13 protein-coding genes, 1 pseudogene and 1 riboswitch are annotated in these 13,490 nt (G+C 68.7%); of the genes and pseudogenes, 10 read left to right on the top strand and 4 right to left on the bottom strand.

Features of this window, described 5'->3' with window-relative positions:
• Window positions 1-233: 233 nt before the first annotated feature.
• Window positions 234-308: riboswitch (Fluoride riboswitch) on the top strand.
• Between the two features lie 88 nt (window positions 309-396).
• The 3 genes from AUL34_RS14190 to AUL34_RS14180 all read left to right on the top strand — a co-directional run bounded on the left by AUL34_RS14190 (window position 397) and on the right by AUL34_RS14180 (window position 3,561).
• Entirely contained in the window at window positions 397-2,241 is a 1,845-nt protein-coding gene (locus AUL34_RS14190; protein ID WP_061934893.1) for a DUF190 domain-containing protein, read from the top strand.
• Between the two features lie 79 nt (window positions 2,242-2,320).
• Window positions 2,321-2,758, top strand: a complete 438-nt coding sequence (locus AUL34_RS14185) for an EamA family transporter (RefSeq protein WP_061934890.1) — start codon at window positions 2,321-2,323, stop codon at window positions 2,756-2,758.
• A gap of 68 nt (window positions 2,759-2,826) precedes the next feature.
• The gene (locus AUL34_RS14180) at window positions 2,827-3,561 is read left to right on the top strand and encodes a hypothetical protein (protein WP_244492576.1); all 735 of its coding nucleotides are present in this window, start codon (window positions 2,827-2,829) and stop codon (window positions 3,559-3,561) included.
• A 102-nt stretch (window positions 3,562-3,663) separates the two neighbouring features.
• Here the strand turns inward: AUL34_RS14180 and AUL34_RS21945 are convergent.
• Window positions 3,664-4,214, bottom strand: a pseudogene (locus tag AUL34_RS21945) (HAD-IC family P-type ATPase); the annotation flags it as partial.
• 285 nt (window positions 4,215-4,499) lie between these two features.
• Here AUL34_RS21945 and AUL34_RS14170 point away from each other — a divergent pair.
• From AUL34_RS14170 to AUL34_RS14140, 7 genes are all read left to right on the top strand, one after another.
• A complete protein-coding gene (locus tag AUL34_RS14170) occupies window positions 4,500-4,853 on the top strand; it encodes a helix-turn-helix transcriptional regulator (RefSeq protein ID WP_061934886.1) in 354 nt (117 codons plus the stop codon).
• Window positions 4,850-5,257, top strand: a complete 408-nt coding sequence (arsC, locus tag AUL34_RS14165; RefSeq protein ID WP_061934971.1) for an arsenate reductase (glutaredoxin) — start codon at window positions 4,850-4,852, stop codon at window positions 5,255-5,257. Before AUL34_RS14170 ends, arsC begins: the two co-directional genes overlap by 4 nt.
• The gene (locus tag AUL34_RS14160) at window positions 5,254-5,697 is read left to right on the top strand and encodes a GNAT family N-acetyltransferase (RefSeq protein WP_061934884.1); all 444 of its coding nucleotides are present in this window, start codon (window positions 5,254-5,256) and stop codon (window positions 5,695-5,697) included. Before arsC ends, AUL34_RS14160 begins: the two co-directional genes overlap by 4 nt.
• Window positions 5,694-6,419: an arsenical resistance protein ArsH gene (gene arsH, locus AUL34_RS14155; protein ID WP_061934882.1), complete on the top strand. Its 726-nt coding sequence runs from the start codon at window positions 5,694-5,696 to the stop codon at window positions 6,417-6,419. The genes AUL34_RS14160 and arsH overlap by 4 nt, the downstream gene beginning before the upstream one ends.
• A gap of 22 nt (window positions 6,420-6,441) precedes the next feature.
• Window positions 6,442-7,746 carry an arsenic transporter gene (locus AUL34_RS14150; protein ID WP_061934880.1) on the top strand — a complete coding sequence of 435 codons (1,305 nt, stop codon included), beginning with the start codon at window positions 6,442-6,444 and terminating at the stop codon, window positions 7,744-7,746.
• Window positions 7,743-8,924: an MFS transporter gene (locus AUL34_RS14145; RefSeq protein WP_061934969.1), complete on the top strand. Its 1,182-nt coding sequence runs from the start codon at window positions 7,743-7,745 to the stop codon at window positions 8,922-8,924. Before AUL34_RS14150 ends, AUL34_RS14145 begins: the two co-directional genes overlap by 4 nt.
• A gap of 127 nt (window positions 8,925-9,051) precedes the next feature.
• Entirely contained in the window at window positions 9,052-9,360 is a 309-nt protein-coding gene (locus AUL34_RS14140) for a hypothetical protein (RefSeq protein ID WP_061934878.1), read from the top strand.
• 63 nt (window positions 9,361-9,423) lie between these two features.
• Here AUL34_RS14140 and AUL34_RS14135 read toward each other — a convergent pair whose 3' ends face one another.
• The 3 genes from AUL34_RS14135 to AUL34_RS14125 form a co-directional block, all read right to left on the bottom strand.
• Entirely contained in the window at window positions 9,424-9,873 is a 450-nt protein-coding gene (locus AUL34_RS14135; RefSeq protein WP_061934877.1) for a DUF305 domain-containing protein, read from the bottom strand.
• A 74-nt stretch (window positions 9,874-9,947) separates the two neighbouring features.
• Complete coding sequence (locus AUL34_RS14130) at window positions 9,948-10,313, bottom strand: hypothetical protein (protein ID WP_061934874.1); 366 nt, start codon at window positions 10,311-10,313, stop codon at window positions 9,948-9,950.
• Between the two features lie 20 nt (window positions 10,314-10,333).
• Window positions 10,334-13,480: an efflux RND transporter permease subunit gene (locus AUL34_RS14125; RefSeq protein WP_061934872.1), complete on the bottom strand. Its 3,147-nt coding sequence runs from the start codon at window positions 13,478-13,480 to the stop codon at window positions 10,334-10,336.
• Window positions 13,481-13,490 lie beyond the last annotated feature (10 nt).

The following is a 13,490-nucleotide window of genomic DNA, read 5'->3' as shown; positions in this document are numbered from 1 at the left end:
GCTCGGTCGGTGCAGCGGTGGCCGCCGAAGCAGCCAAAGTGGACCATGTCGTATGAGTCACCAAGAGGCAACTCGCTCCTTGGAGCACGGTCCGTCTTGTGGGCATCGTGACATCTCCAAGGCAGTAAGTTGCATGAAACAGAGCAACATTCCCTTCGATCACCAGTTCCCTGAAGGCGTGTCCGACGGCACATGAAACCCTAGTTGACAGCGCTCGCGACGATCGCGTAGACGTCCGGGACGGCAATGGATTCTGCCGGGCCTCGTGCCGAACCGCCTTCCGATGGGCTGATGACTCCTACTCCACCCGCAACATGGCGGGCGAGTAGTGATGTCCGGCCCGCATCCCACCCGATGCAGACTGCCTGATCGCTCCGCCCGCACCGGAGCCAGATCATGCCGCCGAATGCCCTTGCCACCCGAACCCTCCAGGCGATCGTCCTCGCCAAGTGGGTGCTGCTCGTCCTGCCGATGGCCGCTGCCGTCGGCTCGGCCTGCGCCCTGTTCCTTTGGGCTCTCGACGTCGCCACCAAAGCAAGGTTCGAGACCCCCGACCTCTTCTACTGGCTTCCCGTCGCCGGTCTCGCCGTTGGCCTTGCCTACCATTGGTTCGGTCGGTCGGCCGAGGGCGGCAACAACCTGATCGTCGAACAGATCCACGAGCCGGGCGGCGGCGTGCCCTTGCGCATGGCGCCGCTGATCCTGGTCTCAACGGTGGTCACCCACCTCTTCGGCGGATCGGCGGGACGCGAGGGGACGGCGGTCCAGCTCGGCGGCAGCCTTGCGTCCGCCTTCGGCAAGGCGATGCGGCTGGGACAGAAGGAGGTCCGCCTCCTCCTCATGGCCGGCATCGCCGCAGGCTTCGGCGCGGTCTTCGGAACACCAATCGCCGGCGCGATCTTCGCGCTTGAGGTCCTGACGGTCGGTCGCATCCAGTACGAGGCATTGGTGCCCTGCCTCGTCGCGGCCGTCGTCGGCGACTGGGTCTGCCTGCAATGGGGCATCGAGCACACCCACTTCCTCATTGGCTTCGGGGACGGGATGCAAGGCTTCAGGCTTGACATCCTCCTATTCGCCCAGGTCGCGCTGGCGGGCGTCGCCTTCGGCCTCGTCAGCCAGTTCTTCGCCGAGAGCCTCCACGCCGTGCAGGGCCTCGTGAAGCGCATCCTGCCCTTCGCCCCCTTGCGTCCCGTCCTCGGCGGCCTCCTCCTCATCGGTCTCGTCTACGTCCTCGGGACCCGCGAGTATCTTGGCCTCGGCGTCTGGTCCCCCAACCCGGCGGACGCGACGATCTCCGGCTTCTTCGATCCTGCCCGGTCCAACGAGTGGGCCTGGGCGTGGAAGCTGCTCTTCACCGTCGTGACGCTGGGCTGCGGCTTCAAGGGCGGCGAGGTCACCCCGCTCTTCTTCATCGGAGCCGGCCTCGGCAGCGCGATCGGCCATGCGATCGGCGCGCCCGTCGACCTCTTCGCCGGGATCGGCTTCGTCGCCGTCTTCGCCGGCGCCTCGAACACGCCGATCGCCTGCACCATCATGGGCATCGAGCTCTTCGGCGCGGAGAACGCCGTCTACATCGCGACGGCCTGTTTCCTCGCCTACGTCTTCAGCGGCCACTCCGGCATCTACCTATCCCAGCGCGTCGGCGTGCCGAAGATCGACCACGGCTTCCTGCCGCCCGACGTCTCGCTGCGGGAGGTGCGCACCATCGGCAGGCCGACGCCCGACTTCTCCCTGCCTGGCCGCCGTCGGGCAGCCCGGGTTGCCGAACCACTCTCCTTCACTCCCTCGACAGGAACCGACATGACCCATTCGCACCACCTCAGCCCGAGCGACATCGGGATGCTCCGGATCTACTTGAAGCCCGGCGACAAGGCGTCGGGGTCGGGGCGGTTCGCGTTGTGGGGCGGCAAGCCCCTCTACCGCGAGCTCGTGCTCCTCGCCAAGAAGGCCGGGATCATGAACGCCATCGCCCACCACACCCACTACGGCTACAGCAACCACGGCGTCGCGCAGGAGCCGAGCGGGGAGTATTCCAATCCGGAGCTGACGATGTGTGTCGAACTGGTCGGGCACCGTCCGGTGCTCGAGACCTTCTGCCGCGAGCATGGCTCGCTCCTCCGCGACAAGGTGATCGTGTTCAAGCACATCGAGCACTGGACGGTCGGAGAGGGTGACGAGTCCCTTGAGGAGACCACCGTCGCAGAAGATGGGGCAGCCGGCCCCATTCCGCAGATCGGATGACGAAGTCCACTGGCATTCCCGGACGCGACCGGCGGCAACCACCTCCGCCGCTGTCGCCTCTCAAAATGGAGCAATCCCGATGAAGTTCGCCGTCGCCTCCTGGCAGTTCTGGGCACTCTCGTCCGCGGCCTTCGCGGCCCTCACGGCGATCTTCGCGAAGATCGGGATCGAGAACGTCAACTCCGACTTCGCCACCTTCATCCGGACAGTCGTCATCCTTATCGTGCTCGGCGCGATCCTCGCGATGACGGGCCAGTTCCAGTCGCCGGGATCCATCTCGGGGCGAACGTACCTGTTCCTGGTGCTCTCGGGGATCGCGACGGGAGGATCCTGGCTCTGCTACTTCCGTGCCCTGAAGCTCGGCGACGCCGCCCGGGTCGCGCCGATCGACAAGCTGAGCGTCGTCCTTGTCGCGGTGTTCGGCGTCGTCTTCCTCGGCGAGCGACTGTCCGCGCCGAACTGGTTGGGCGTTGCCTTCATAGCCGCGGGAGCGATCCTCGTTGCCTATCGAGGGTGAACGGATGAATGCCCTGGCGACCAAAAGATTGTGCCTGAGCCGGCCCATAAACGTCTCGTCAGCCGTTCGTGCATTGCACCAGAAAGCTGACAGGAGAATTCCTTGCGCAACGTCGACCTCTTGTTCGGCAGGGCCTGTTCGTCTCTCTCCTCGGTCTGGCGCTTGTCACGCTCGTCGGTGTCGGCATCCGACTGCTGGTCATGCTGACGGTTCAGCAGAAGCGCGAGCGCCTGAACCGCCAGATCAACGAGCGCCTGCGCACCCTGATTGCGGCCTACAAGGTGCTCGGAGGATCCTTCACGGGTACCCTGACGGTCGATCCCCGGCATCTCTGCGACTTGATGCGCCAGAGCGCTTCAGCAGGAGAAGCCATGGGTGCCGGAACGGCCGACGTCGTTATCGTGGACCCGACAGCATGGGACCGCGGACGTCGGATCCGGGACGCGGTGGAGGCTTCGCTCGCCGACATCATCCTGCTCGGGACGGAAGAGCATGTCAGGCTCGCCGAGAAGGCGGCCCGCGAGTTGGTTGCCGGGCGCCCCGCCCATACGCACAGGCTCGTGGCATCGCTGCGCGACTTCATCCGTGAAGCGCTCGATCTCGATCCGGTCCCGGTCGGTCTTGTCCTGCCGCGGCAAGGTCCGGCCCACCCGTCGGGTTCGGGCGGACGGAGCAAAGGAGATCGGGAGAGGGGTGATGGCGCGCGCGGCGGTGGCGGAGGTGGCAGCGCAGGGGGTGGCATGGGCGGGGGCGGCGGTTCCGCCGTCGGATCGACCGCTGCCGTCGAGGACGACCCTGCCTAGTCCTCAAATCGGCCGTAGAGGCAATGCCCTCTCCGCTGGTGTCAGCGCCCAGCGAAGGCCTTGACCCACAAACGGAGCGACCGCAGGGTTTGGTTGGCGTGGCTAACCGGGCCTACAGCCGAGAAGGCGCATGGCCTTCGCGGTGGCAAGGACGATCGCGCCCGTGTCGGCTAGGATGGCCGGCCAGAGGCGCGTGATGCCGACGACGGTGGTGACGAGGAACACCATCTCCAGGCCCAGCGCGATGGCGATGTTCGTCCGAATGTTGCCCATGATGCTCTTCCACCGTGCGATCATGTCGTGGATGTCTTGAAGCCGTCCGTGCGGGACGGCCGCGCCGGCCGCCTGCAACGCGAAGTCGGTTCCGCCGCCCATTGCGATACCGTTTCGGCGGCAGCCAGCGCCGGTGCGTCGTTGATGGCGTCGCAGATCTTGGCGACCGTGAAGCCATCCGCTTGAAGCTCGCGCACGATGCGCTGTTTGTTCTGCGGTAAGAGGTCGGCGCGCCCTTCGATGCCGAGGCCTGCGGCGACCGCCTCCGCGGTGCGCCTGTTGTCGCCCGTTAGCTTGGCGGATCGGGTGCCGGACGCCCTCAGACGTTGATGAGCATTGCCGCCATAGGCACCGTCTTCATCGACGCCGAGGAAGAGGCCGCGACGGTCGTGCTCCTCTTTCTCGTCGGCGAGATGCTGGACGACGTCGCCGCGGGCGGCGGGCGGGCGAGCATCCAATGCGCTGCCGGAGCTCACTGAGTACAGCTTCAGTAAGACCGACAATGTCGGCTGTCCGTACCTGCGTCTCCAGAGCGGACTGACAGCTATCCACCCTTTAGAGACGTCTGGCGTAAGAGACGTCTAGCGTAGCTCGCGTCCGACCTTGCAGCGGACATCCGAGACGCCCAGCTTGAACACTACAATGATGTTTGCAATATCGTAGCGATGAACGACGACTCAGCCGTTGCTGCCCTGTCTGCCCTTGCCCACGCCGACCGTCTCTCGGCCTTTCGGATGCTCGTCCGCGCCGGCCCGAACGGCATGGCGTCGGGGGAAATCGCCGAGGCGCTGTCCATCCCGCCGACGCGCATGAGCTTCCACCTCGCGACACTGGAGCGCGCCAAGCTCCTGCGCTCATGGCGCGACGGACGCCGCATCCTTTATGCGGCGAGCTACGACGACATGCGCCAGCTTCTCGCCTTCCTGACAGAGGACTGCTGTTCGGGGAACCCGGAGATCTGCGGGAACCTCAGCGCCGACCTCCTCGCCCCCTCATGCTCGTCGGAGACCTGTTCGTGACCGTTACGATCTACCACAACCCCGCCTGCGGCACGTCGCGCAACACGCTGGAGATGATCCGCCAGTCCGGCGAGGATCCGCAGGTGATCGAGTACCTAAAGAATCCACCGAGCCGCGAGGTCCTGGCCGAACTCCTCGACATGATGGGCATGAAGCCGCGGGACATCCTGCGCGAGAAGGGCACGCCCTACGCCGAACTCGGGCTTGCCGACCCCAAGCTGACAGACGAGGAACTGCTCGCGGCGATGATCAAGCACCCGATCCTCATCAACCGCCCGATCGTCGTCACGGACAAGGGTGCCACGCTTTGCCGCCCGTCCGAGAAGGTGCTGCCGCTCCTTGCGAACCCCGTTGCCACCTTCACGAAGGAGGACGGGGAGACCGTCGGAGGCACCCGGGCATGACCCCAGCGCTCGTCACGACCGCCGTCGACGATTCGGCCGGTCTCGTCGGCCTCCTGTCCACGGCAGGGTTGCCGACCGAGGACGTGACCGAGCCCGGCCGAGTGTTCCTGCGCTACGCCACCGAGGACGGCGAGTTTGTCGGGATCGGCGGCTTCGAACCCCTCGGCTCCGCCGTCCTCCTGCGATCCATAGCCGTCGTCCCCGAACACCGCGGGCGCGGCGTCGGCGGCGCGATCACGGCGGACCTGATGGAGCGCGGCCGCGTCCAGGGCGCGGCCGACGCGTTCGCCTTCACGACAGGGGAACGGACCTTCCTCGCGGCGCTCGGCTTCCAGCGCGTCGAACGGACGAAGGCACCCGCCGCAGTCCTTGCGACCCGGCAGGCCACGGGCCTTTGTGCGGCCTCGGCCGTGCTTTGGTGGAAGAAGACCGGACGATGACGGACCCCGCTGCCCTCGACCTGCCCTCCGTCGACCTCAACCAGCTCCAGGCGATCGATGTCGATGCGCTCGCCGGCCCCGGCGCCCCGACGCACTCGCCGCGCATCCTTGTCCTCTATGGCTCGATCCGAGAGCGATCCTATTCGCGCCTTCTATCCGAGGAGGCTGGTCGCCTCCTGCGCTGGTTCGGCTGCGAGGTGCGCACCTTCGATCCCCGCGGCCTGCCGCTCCCCGACGGGGCGGAACCCGATCACCCGAAGGTCAAGGAGCTGCGTGACCTCGCCGACTGGTCCGAGGGCATGGTCTGGGTCACTCCTGAGCGCCACGGCGCCATGACCGGGATTATGAAGGCGCAGATCGACTGGATCCCGCTGGCTCTCGGCGCCAAGCGCCCGACGCAGGGCAAGACGCTGGCCGTCATGGAGGTGTCGGGCGGCTCGCAGTCCTTCAACGCCGTGAACCAGATGCGCATCCTCGGCCGCTGGATGCGCATGGTGACGATCCCGAACCAGTCGTCGGTACCGAAGGCGTTCCTCGAGTTCGACGAGGCGGGACGCATGAAGCCGTCGGCTCTCTACAGCCGCGTCGTTGACGTCTGCGAGGAACTGGTGAAGTTCACCTGGCTGGTGCGCGGTCGCTCGGACTACCTGACGGATCGCTACTCCGAGCGCGTCGAGAGCGCCGAGCAACTCGCGACGCGCGTCAACCAGCGCACCCTCTGATCCTCTTGTCCCCGGACCGTCCATGCTCGCCCTCGCGATCTTCGTCGCCACCCTCGTCCTCGTCATCTGGCAGCCTCGGGGCCTTGGCATCGGATGGTCGGCGCTCGCCGGCGCCGCCGTCGCGCTGGCGACCGGCGTCGTCGGCTGGGGCGACGTCGGCACGGTCTGGGAGATCGTCTGGGACGCGACATTCACCTTCGTTGCGCTGATCGTCATCTCGCTCGTCCTCGACGAGGCCGGGTTCTTCGCCTGGGCCGCGCTCCACGTCGCCCGCTGGGGCGGAGGCAACGGGCGGCGGCTGTTCCCGCTCGTCGTCCTTCTGGGCGCGGCGATCGCCGCCGTCTTCGCGAACGACGGGGCCGCGCTGCTCCTCACCCCGATCGTGCTCGCCATCCTCCTGCGCCTCGACTTCCCGCCCGCCGGGGCGCTCGCCTTCGTGGTCGCCTGCGGGTTCGTCGCCGACACGACCAGCCTGCCGCTCGTGGTGTCGAACCTCGTGAACATCGTCACCGCGAATTTCTTCGACGTGTCCTTCGGCCGCTACGCCGCGGTCATGGTGCCTGTGAACCTCGTCTCGCTGGCGGCGACGCTCCTCGTCCTGTGGGCGTACTTCCGGAAGGACATCCCGGCGACCTACGACGTGCGCCAGCTCGAGGAGCCGCGCAGCGCGATCCGCGACCCGGCCGTATTCCGCGCGGCCTTCCCGCTCCTCGCGCTCCTGCTCGTTGCCTACTTCGTGACAGGGCCGCTCGGCGTGCCGATCGCCTTCGTCACCGGGGCCGCCGCCCTTGTCCTGATGGCCATCGCTGGACGCTGGTTCTCCGGCGGACAGGGGGCGGTGGTCGACCTGCCGAAGGTCCTGCGCGGGGCGCCGTGGCAGATCGTCCTGTTCTCGATCGGCATGTACCTCGTCGTCTACGGCCTCGGGAACGCGGGGCTGACCGACATCGCCGCCGGGGTCCTTGTCTGGCTCGGCCAGCAGGGCGCGCTCGTCGCCACAGTCGGCACGGGCTTCGTGGTGGCGGCGCTCGCCTCCGTCATGAACAACATGCCTGCCACGCTCGTCGGGGCGCTCGCCATCGACCGGGCGGACGTCGCGCCCCTGACCCGCGAGCTCATGGTCTACGCCAACGTCGTCGGGAACGACCTCGGGCCGAAGTTCACGCCCATCGGTTCGCTCGCGACCCTCCTGTGGCTCCACGTCCTCGCGGGCAAGGGGCAGCGGATCACCTGGGGCCAGTACATGCGGGTCGGCCTCGTCCTGACCCCGCCCGTGCTGCTGGCGACGCTCGTCGCCCTTTGGGTCTGGCTTCCGGTCGTGTCGTGAGGCCGCGCTGGCAGGTCATCTCGGCGCTCGGGGTCTTCGAGATCCTGGCCTGGGGATCGTCGGTCTATCTCCCTGCCGTGCTGGCGCTCCCGATCTCGCGGGACACGGGCTGGCCCCTTCCGTGGGTCGTCGGCGGGGTCAGCGTCGGTCTTCTCGTCTCGGCCGCGGCCTCGCCCCGGGTCGGCGCGACCATCTCCGCGCGCGGCGGGCGTCCCGTGCTGGCACTCGGCGCCGTGCTGCTGGCGCTCGGCCTTGCCGTCCTCGGCCTGTCACCGAACCTGCCCGTATTCCTCGCCGGGTGGGTCGTCGTCGGCCTCGGCATGGGGATGGGCCTCTACGATCCGGCCTTCGCGACGCTCGGGCGGCTCTACGGGGCCGATGCCCGGTCCGCCATCACGACGCTGACCCTCTGGGGCGGGTTCGCCAGCACGGTCTGCTGGCCGCTGTCCGCGTTCATGGTCGAGCACGTCGGCTGGCGCGGCGCCTGCCTCGCCTATGCCGCGCTCCATGTCTGCGTCACGCTTCCGCTGGCTCTGCTCTTCGTCCCCAGCGGCGCGGGCTTGGCCCTCCCGTCCGCACGGCGCGACGAACCCCTGTCTCAGTCGGCCGGGGAACGCCGCGACTTCCTGCTGCTCGTCGGCGTCCTCGTCCTGTGCAGCACGATCTTCGGGCTGGTTTCGGTCCACCTCCTGACGCTCCTCCAGGCCCGCGGCGAGACGCTCGCGGCGGCGGTGGCGTTCGGCGCGATGGTCGGCCCCTCGCAGGTCGGTGCTCGTGTCATTGAGATGGCCGGGCGCGGGCGACACCACCCGCTGTGGACGCTGCGGGCCGCCGTCGCGCTCACCGCCGTCGGCGTGTGCGCGCTTGCCTTCGACATCCTCCCCGTCGCCGCGGCGATGGTGTTCTACGGGGCGGGCAACGGGATCCTGTCCATCGCCCGCGGGACGGTGCCGCTGGCGCTGTTCGGACCGGACGGCTACGCGAGCGTCATGGGTCGGCTGGCGCGCCCGGCCCAGGTCGCGCAGGCGCTGGCGCCGACCGTCGGGGCAGTGCTCCTCGCCCGGATGGGACCCCATGCGACGCTCGTCACCTTGGCCGTGCTGTCGATGGCCGCCTTGGGCGTCGTGCCGCTTCTAAGAGAGCGTGGGATCGACCCGCACAGCGGGAGGCACATCTAGCCTCGCATCGAGCCATACGGCGAATGGGCCCGACTTCCTTCCCCGGCATCGTCCGCGTCATCGGGGACGCTGGCGGATCATCGGGAATGTCGGCATGGTCGCACGACCGAAACGAGAGGGCATACCCATGAGAAACCTGGTCTTCGCCGCCGCCGCATTCACGGCGATCGGCACGTTCCCGGCCGCCGCGGCCGGATGCGGCATGATGGAGCAGGCCGCTGCGCCGGGCATGTCCCAGGCCGCGCCGGCCGCCGAGGGAATGATGTGCGGCAAGTCCGCGGAGGCGGCACCGCAGTCGACGCCCGGCCAGTCCGCCGAGGGCGCGGGCGGATGCCCCTGCTGCGCGAAGATGGCATCGATGAAGATGCCGGAAACGAAGGGCGACGCCATGCCCGGCATGGACATGCCCGCGACACCCCCGGCCAACGGCCAGTAGACAGCGCCGGAGCGCATTCGGGAGCGGCCCGAGGGCCGCTCCCTCGGATGACGCGTACCCGGCCTACTTGGCGAGCGCCTCGACGCGGGTCGTCATCTCCTCGATCTCTTGTCTCTGGGCGTCGATGATCATCCGGGCCATCTCCTTGGACTTCTCGTCCTTGCCCATCTTCAGCTCGACCTCGGACATGGCGATGGCCCCCATGTGATGGGCGATCATCCCGCAGTTGAAGGCGAGGTCCGGGTCCTTGATCATGGCCGCCTTCATCATCGGGCCGTGCATCTGCATCATGACCTCGTGGTTGGCCTTCTGGACCTCGTCCATCTGGCCGCCCGACATCGAGGCCTGCATGCCCTCCATCATCTTGGACATGTCCATCGAGCCGGCCGCGGCCTCGCAGGCCGCCGGCAGCGCCATGGCGGCGTCGCCGTGCCCGGCCATCGAGTGGCTATCCTGGGCGGCCGCGGCGAGCGGGAACGCGGCGACGGCGGCGGCGATGAGGATCTTGCGCATGGTGGTTCTCCTTGGTTGGCCCTCGGGCCGTTGGGGGTGTCTGTCGCGGGACGGCGGCTCGCCGCCCCGGAGGTTCAGTCGAACTTGGCCTGCGAGGTCTTCCCGTCGGGGCCCGTGAGCTGGACGGCGCCCTTCACCGGGCCCTCGGTGGGGGCGGCGAGCGTCCCCGAGAGGAAGCCGCCGGCCGGCGCGAGCGTGACGCGCGTCGGCTTGCCGCCGACGAGGACGACGGCGGTGCCCTTGAACCCGTCTGGGGCGACGGGCGCGTCCGAGGCGTCGCTGACGAACACCTTCACGTCCGTCCCCGAGGCCACGAGTTCGACGTGGTGGGCGCCCGCGTCGACCAGCGTGCCGCCGTTCGGGCCCTTGCGGGGCTCGTGGGCATGCGCCGCCCCGGCCGCCAGCAAGGCGACGGCGACGGCGGTCAAGCGAATGGTCATGGTTGTGGTCTCCATGGGGGTCAGAAGGAGTGGGCGGCGACCCTGCCGGAAGCCGCGTCGGCTTCCTCCGGCACGGCTTGGCGGGCGGCCTCGACCAGTCGCTCCAGCGGCTTCCTGCCGTAGCGAAGGAAGAGGACGGGGGTCAGGAAGGTGTCGAGCAGCGTCGAGGACACGAGGCCCCCGAAGATCGTCACGGCGACGGGGTGGAGGATCTCCTTGCCCGGCGCCGAAGCGTCGACCATCAGCGGCACCAGCGCGACGCCCGCCGACAGCGCGGTCATCAGCACAGGGGTGAGCCGTTCCAGGCTGCCGCGCATCACGAGGTCGCGCCCGAACGGCATGCCCTCGTGGATCGACAGGTTGATGTAGTGGCTGATCTTCAGGATGCCGTTCCGGGCCGCGATGCCCGTCAGGGTGATGAAGCCGATCATCGAGGCGACGGAGAGCGGCTGTCCCGAGATCCACAGGGCCGCGACCGAGCCGATCAGGGCCAGCGGGATGCTGCCGAGGATGATCAGCGTGAACACGGCCGAGCGGTAGCGGCTGTAGAGGATCGCGAAGATCATCGCGAGCGACACGAGGGACAGGAGCCCGATGGTGCGGCTCGCCTCCTCCTGGGCCTGGAAGGTGCCCTCGAGGCTCGTCGAGAAGCCCGGCGGCAGGGCCGCCGCCGCGACCTCGGCCCGGATCCGCCCGATCACCTCGGCCATGTCCGCGTCCCCGGCCGCGTTGGCCAGCACGACGACGCGGCGCTGCCCGTTCTCGCGCAGGATCTGGTTGGGCCCGTCCGTCTCGCGTACCTCGGCGAGTTCCCGCACCGGGATCCACCCCGACGGCGTCTCGATCAGGAGATCGCCCAGCGCCTGCGTGGTGCGTTCCGTGTCCCCGAGACGCATGACGACGTCGTAGGTCCGGTTGCCGTCGACGAGGCGCGAGACGACGCGGCCGTTGGAGAGCTGCTCCAGCTCCTCGGTGACCTTCGCCGGCTGGATGCCGAACAGCGCCGCGCGGGCGTAGTCGACCCGGATCTCGAGCTGCGGGATGCGGACCTGCTTCTCCACCTGTAGGTCGACGACGCCGGGGACGGTCGCCAGACGCGCCCTCAGGCTCTCGGCGACGCTGCGCAGCGTGTCGATGTCCTCGCCGAACACCTTCAGGGCGATCTGGGCGCGCACGCCCGACAGCATGTGGTCGAGGCGGTGCGAGATCGGCTGGCCGACGTTGACCGAGACCGGGAGGACCGACAGGCGCGAGCGGATGTCCGCCTCGATCGCCGCCTTCGGGCGGCCCGTGTCGAGGTCCACCTCGATCTCGGACGAGTGCACGCCCTCTGCATGCTCGTCGAGTTCGGCGCGTCCCGTCCGCCGCCCGACGACGGACACCTCCGGCACTTCCATGATGAGGCGTTCGGCGATCAGGCCGACCCGGTGCGACTCCGCCAGCGAGATGCCGGGGTTGAAGGCCATGCTGATGGTGAGCGTGCCCTCGTTGAACGGCGGCAGGAAGGCGCGCGGCAGCGCGGTCGCGGCGACGGCCGCGACGCCGACGCCCAGCACCGCGCACGCCATCAGGAGCCGCGGCCAGCGGAAGGCGCGGTCGAGCAGCGCGCGGTTGCCCGCCTTAAGCCAGCGCACGATGAAGCTCTCGTGCTCGTCGAGGCGCTTCAGTCCCGGCAGGAGGTAGTAGGCCATCACCGGGGTCAGGGTGATCGACACGACGAGGCTGGCGAGGATCGAGACGATGTAGGCCTGCCCCAGCGGCGCGAAGAGGCGCCCCTCGATGCCGGACAGGGCGAAGAGCGGCACGAACACGAGGACGATGATGACCGTCGCGTAGACGATGCCCGAGCGCACCTCCTGCGAGGCGGAGACGACGACGTCGAAGACGGAGCGCGGGTTGCCGAGCTCCCGGTTCTCCCGGAGGCGGCGGAAGATGTTCTCGACGTCCACCACCGCATCGTCAACGAGCTCGCCGATGGCGATGGCCAGCCCCCCGAGCGTCATCGTGTTGATGGACAGGCCCATGAGGTGGAAGACGATCCCGGTCGCCAGGATCGAGACGGGGATGGCCGTCAGCGAGATGACGGTGGTGCGCACGTTGAGGAGGAAGGCGAACAGGACGACCGCCACGACGGCGATGGCCTCGAGGAGCACGGTCTCGACGTTCTTGACCGAGGTCTCGATGAAGTCGGCCTGCCGGAACAGGACCTGGTCGGCCTTGATGCCGTCCGGCAGCGAGGCGGTAATCTCGCCGAGCGCCGCCTCCAACTGCCGGGTCAGCGTGACCGTGTCGACGTCCGGCTGCTTCTCGATCGAGACGACGACGGCGGGCTTGCCCATGTATCCCGCCTCGCCGCGCTTCTGGCGGGCCCCGAACGAGACGTCGGCCACTTGGGCGAGGAGGATGGGCTGGGTGCCGACGGTCGCAACGACGACGCTGCGCAGGTCGTCGAGGCTGAGGCTGCGTCCGACGTTCCGGATCAGGAACTCGCGGGCATACTGGTCGGTGAAGCCGCCGCCCGTGTTCGCGCCGAAGGAGGTCAGGGCCGCCTCGACCTGTTCGAGGGTAACCCCGAGGGCGCGGAGCGCCGCCGGGTTCGGCGCGACGCGGTACTGCCGCACCTCGCCGCCGATCGGGATCACCTGGGCGACGCCGGGGACGGACAGGAGGCGCGGGCGCACGATCGCGTCCGCGGCCTCGCGCAGGGCCATGGGAGAGACCCCGTCGGGCGCCGTCATGGCGACCAGCATGACCTGGCCCATGATCGAGGAGATCGGCCCCATCTGCGGGGTCACCCCGGCTGGGAGCTGGGAGCGCACGAGGGCCAGCTTCTCCGCGATCTGCTGGCGGTTCATGTAGATGTCGGTGTCCCAGTCGAACTCGACGTAGACGATCGACAGGCCGACGCCCGAGACCGACCGCACGCGGCTGACGCCCGGCAGGCCGTTCATCCGCGTCTCGATCGGGTAGGTGACGAGCTGTTCCACCTCCGGCGGGGCGAGGCCCTCGGCCTCCGTCATCAGCGTGACGGTCGGCCTGTTCAGGTCGGGGAAGACGTCGACGGGCAGCCGCGACGAGACGAAGGCCCCGAAGATGACGAGGACCGCCGCGATCGCGAGGACGAGCATGCGGTTGCGCAGGGACTGCGTGACGAGGAACGTGAACATGGGCGCGGCC

The sequence above is a fragment of the Aureimonas sp. AU22 genome (assembly GCF_001463745.1).
In the GTDB taxonomy this organism is placed as follows: Bacteria; Pseudomonadota; Alphaproteobacteria; order Rhizobiales; family Rhizobiaceae; genus Aureimonas.
This window is presented reverse-complemented; position numbering and strand designations above follow the sequence as displayed.

What these genes read in the sequence shown, in the direction of transcription:
- arsH (WP_061934882.1), top strand. Translation starts at nt 5,694, where the DNA reads ATGACGGACCCCGCTGCCCTCGACCTGCCCTCCGTCGACCTCAACCAG.
- AUL34_RS14170 (WP_061934886.1), top strand. Translation starts at nt 4,500, where the DNA reads ATGAACGACGACTCAGCCGTTGCTGCCCTGTCTGCCCTTGCCCACGCC.
- AUL34_RS14125 (WP_061934872.1), bottom strand. Translation starts at nt 13,480, where the DNA reads ATGTTCACGTTCCTCGTCACGCAGTCCCTGCGCAACCGCATGCTCGTC.
- AUL34_RS14160 (WP_061934884.1), top strand. Translation starts at nt 5,254, where the DNA reads ATGACCCCAGCGCTCGTCACGACCGCCGTCGACGATTCGGCCGGTCTC.
- AUL34_RS14185 (WP_061934890.1), top strand. Translation starts at nt 2,321, where the DNA reads ATGAAGTTCGCCGTCGCCTCCTGGCAGTTCTGGGCACTCTCGTCCGCG.
- AUL34_RS14140 (WP_061934878.1), top strand. Translation starts at nt 9,052, where the DNA reads ATGAGAAACCTGGTCTTCGCCGCCGCCGCATTCACGGCGATCGGCACG.
- AUL34_RS14150 (WP_061934880.1), top strand. Translation starts at nt 6,442, where the DNA reads ATGCTCGCCCTCGCGATCTTCGTCGCCACCCTCGTCCTCGTCATCTGG.
- AUL34_RS14130 (WP_061934874.1), bottom strand. Translation starts at nt 10,313, where the DNA reads ATGACCATTCGCTTGACCGCCGTCGCCGTCGCCTTGCTGGCGGCCGGG.
- AUL34_RS14190 (WP_061934893.1), top strand. Translation starts at nt 397, where the DNA reads ATGCCGCCGAATGCCCTTGCCACCCGAACCCTCCAGGCGATCGTCCTC.
- AUL34_RS14135 (WP_061934877.1), bottom strand. Translation starts at nt 9,873, where the DNA reads ATGCGCAAGATCCTCATCGCCGCCGCCGTCGCCGCGTTCCCGCTCGCC.